Below are 3,243 nucleotides of genomic sequence, written 5' to 3'. Positions count from 1 at the left end.
ACGAGCAGCTGCGACACGCCGAGGAAGTCACCAACGCCTGGCGCGCCCGGCTCGGCGAGCGCATGCGCATCTTCTTCGTCGCGCCCGACTACCACGAGGGCCGGGCCAAGAAATGCGTGAACGGCTGGGGCAGCATGTTCCTGACCGTGGCGCCGGACGGAACGGCCCTGCCCTGCCATACGGCCAGGATGCTTCCCGGCCTGGAATTCCCCAACGTGCGCGCGCACGGCCTGCGCGAGATCTGGTTCGATTCCGAGGGCTTCAACCGCTTTCGCGGAACGGCTTGGATGCAGGAGCCCTGCGCAAGCTGCGCGCAGCGCGAGCAGGACCTGGGCGGCTGCCGCTGCCAGGCCTACCTGCTGGCCGGGGACGCGGCCGCCGCCGACCCGGCGTGCGCCAAGAGCCCCGAACACCACCGGGTGCAGCAGGCGGTGCGGCAGGCAGCGGAACGCGTGCCCGAGCATCCGCTGGTGTTCCGCGACCGCGCCAACTCGCGCCGCCTCACGCCAGGCGCGTAGCGCTGCGGCGCGCGACCAGCGGACCGATATCCGGCGCAAAGCACCAGACCAGCAGCAACAGCGCCAGCAGCGCCGGGATCCAGCGCAGATCGACGTCCGCCGGCTGGCTCTGCGCGAAGCGGCGGTCGAGCAGGGCATCCCGGAGCGCGTGCGCCGTGTGCAAGCGCCGGTAGTCCGCGCCGACGAGTCCGGCCAGCGTTCTGAGGTGCTCCTCGCGCAGCGAGGAAAGATGCTCGTCCCTGCCCGCCGCGCCCTGCACCACGTCCCCGGGTCTCCAGTAGCCGGCAGCCTGGCCGCTGCCGTCGGTGCGGGGGATGGGCACCGGCGCGTCGCCGCCGACGCCGATCAGCCAGCCCTTGACCTCGCCGGGCGTGATGTCCGCCATCGGCGGCTTGTCGTTGGCGCGCAGCGGCGGTGCCTCCTGGCCGTCGCTGAGGAAAACGAAGGCGGTTCCCGGGCCCATGCTCCGGGCGCCGCGCACGGCCCAGCCCACCCCCTTGCTGATGTTGCTCGCGTTCGCCCAGCGCATGCGCTCGCCGATGCGCTCGAGCGTGGCCAGCAGTTCCTCGTAGTGGCTGCAAACCTCGAGCGGCGCGAGGATCACCAGCGAGCGGTAGTCGGCAAAAACGCTCCACCCCACGCGGGAGCCGCAGGGCAGCGCGGCCAGCGCATCGCGCATCGCCGCGCGCGCCAGGGTCAGCCGGCTGACCCGGGCGTCGCCGAGCTGTACGTCCTCGACGTTCATGCTCTGCGTGATGTCGAAGCTGACCTGCCAGTGGAACACCGGCCGCTGCCACTGCACGCGCGGCGGCCAGACCGCCAACGCCAGCAGCAGCATGGCCAGCGCCAGCGGCCAACCTGCGCGCATGCGCTGCCAGGCGCGGCGCCAGCGCCGCAGCGCGGTGGGCGTCACGGCAGGTCTCCGGTGACAAAGCCCGGAATCCGGACGCGGGGCCTTGCGCCCGGCGGTTGTTCCGCGGGGAAGTCCGCGTCCTCTTCCGGCGCCAGCCGCAGCGCGCGTTCCAGGTTGTAGCGCGCGTCCCAGTCCTGCGGCGCGGCGCGCAGCAGCTCGCGCAGCCGCTGCTTACCCAGTTCGATCAGCGGCAGCGCGTCGGCGCCCTGCGCCAGTCCCTGCCGCAGATACAGGTTGCCGAGATTGAACAGCGCCTGCTGCGCCAGCGGGTCGCGTGCGCCGGCCTGGATCAGCGCGCCATAGCCCTCGCGCGCGGCCTCGTACCTGCCGGCCTGCGCCTGCGCCAATGCCAACGCGAGTTGGAGCTCGCGCGCCGCCGGGCGCGCAACGGGTGCCGCACCCGGGCCCGCGGCCGCAATGCGCACGAGCTGCGCATTGCGCTCCAGGGTCTGGCGCAGCTGCAGTCCGCGCTCGAGCGCCACGCCGGCGCAGCACAGGCTCAGCAGCCCGAAGAGCAGATGGGCACTGCGCCGCTTCATGCGGTGGCCTCCCAGCTTTGCCATTGCAGCGCCCGGAAGGCGAGCAGAGCGGCGCAGCACGCCAGGGCCGCCAGGTAGCAGGCGCCGGCGTGGTCGCGCCGCGGCACCCGCTCGTGGATCGTGAGCGGGAAGTTCTGCTGCCGGTCGATCTCGGCCATGGCGGCGGCGATCGCGTTCGAGTCGTCCGCCTGGTACAGCCGGTAGGGCGTGCCCAAGGTCTTGAAGAACGCATGCAGCGCCAGTTCCTCGCCGAGGCCGTAGGCGTTTGCCGCCTCGTCGGTGTCGAGATTCGGCGCGTTCGGACCGCTGCGCACGTAGATCCAGTACAGCGCGATCTTCTCGTGCGCCAGCCCGGCGCGGATGCGCCGGCGCGTGGCCTCGTCGAGCTGGGCGCCGCCGTCGGAGACGATCAGGATCACGCGGCTGCCCGAGTAGCTGCGCGGCGCGAACTCGTCGATAGCGGCGAGCAGCGCGTCGCCCATGCGGGTCTCGGGCAGACCGCGGCCAATGGCTGTGGCGGCGAGCGCGGCCTGCACCGTGTCGCTCTTGTGCGTGAAGGGCACCGCCATGATCGGCACCGTGCTGAAGGTCATGAAGGCAAAGCGATCGTCCGGCCGCTTGCTGACGAATTCGCCCAGCAGCTCCCGCACGACCTGGGCCTTGGGTTCGTGCGACATGCGGCCCGCGGTTTGCAGGCCGTTGGTGTGCACGCTGGCGTCCATGCTGCTGCTGCGGTCCAGCAGGATCAGCACTTCCGCGCCGCGCCCGGTGCGCTGCAACTGCGCCCCCGGCTGCCCGGGGCCGGCGAGTCCGAGCAGCGTGCCGGCCAGGGCCGCGCACGCCAGGCTGCGCCAGAGGACGCCGAGCGCGCGCCCGACGGGGTCCGCCGGCAGCCAGGCGATGCAGGAGAAGCGCAGGGTATCGCGGCGCCTGCGCAGCAGCGGCAGCAGCGCGAGCGGCAGCAGCGCGAGCACCCAGGGCTGGGCGAAGTCCAGGCGCATGGGTTTCAGCGCCGATGGCGTTCTTCCGCGTCGCGCAGAGCCCGGGACAGGGGCGCCAGCGGATAGGGCGGAGTGGTCTGCGCAGCGTCGAGCGCGAAAAAACGCTGCGTGGACGCGCGGTAGAAGTCTTCGAGCTGCGCCTGCAGCGGCCGCAGATGGGGCGCCTGGTCCAGGAACCGGTGCAGGCTGGCGCCGCCGTGCACCACCCGCCCCGCGCAGCTGTTCAGCGCACGGTGCACGATGCGCCAGGCCTGCGCGCCCGCGGGGTCGTC

General features: G+C 72.6%; 4 protein-coding genes and 1 pseudogene. 1 reads left to right on the top strand and 4 read right to left on the bottom strand.

Translation table 11 applies throughout. The annotated features are described in order from the left end of the window. A partial coding sequence (locus VTU_RS0114455; protein ID WP_010105374.1) for an SPASM domain-containing protein occupies nucleotides 1-518 on the top strand: 518 nt, incomplete at its 5' end. Here VTU_RS0114455 and VTU_RS0114450 read toward each other — a convergent pair. The 4 genes and pseudogenes from VTU_RS0114450 to VTU_RS33635 form a co-directional block, all read right to left on the bottom strand. Further along, nucleotides 502-1,431: a vWA domain-containing protein gene (locus tag VTU_RS0114450; RefSeq protein ID WP_010105373.1), complete on the bottom strand. Its 930-nt coding sequence runs from the start codon at nucleotides 1,429-1,431 to the stop codon at nucleotides 502-504. The genes VTU_RS0114455 and VTU_RS0114450 overlap by 17 nt on opposite strands. Next, complete coding sequence (locus VTU_RS0114445) at nucleotides 1,428-1,970, bottom strand: hypothetical protein (protein WP_010105372.1); 543 nt, start codon at nucleotides 1,968-1,970, stop codon at nucleotides 1,428-1,430. Before VTU_RS0114445 ends, VTU_RS0114450 begins: the two co-directional genes overlap by 4 nt. Further along, nucleotides 1,967-2,971, bottom strand: coding sequence for a vWA domain-containing protein (locus VTU_RS0114440; protein WP_010105371.1), 1,005 nt, complete (start codon nucleotides 2,969-2,971; stop codon nucleotides 1,967-1,969). Before VTU_RS0114440 ends, VTU_RS0114445 begins: the two co-directional genes overlap by 4 nt. A 5-nt stretch (nucleotides 2,972-2,976) precedes the next feature. After that, nucleotides 2,977-3,243: pseudogene (locus VTU_RS33635) on the bottom strand (calcium incorporation protein MxaA); the annotation flags it as partial.

The sequence above is a fragment of the Verminephrobacter aporrectodeae subsp. tuberculatae At4 genome, assembly GCF_000193225.1.
Taxonomy (GTDB): domain Bacteria; phylum Pseudomonadota; class Gammaproteobacteria; order Burkholderiales; family Burkholderiaceae_C; genus Acidovorax; species Acidovorax aporrectodeae.
This window is presented reverse-complemented; position numbering and strand designations above follow the sequence as displayed.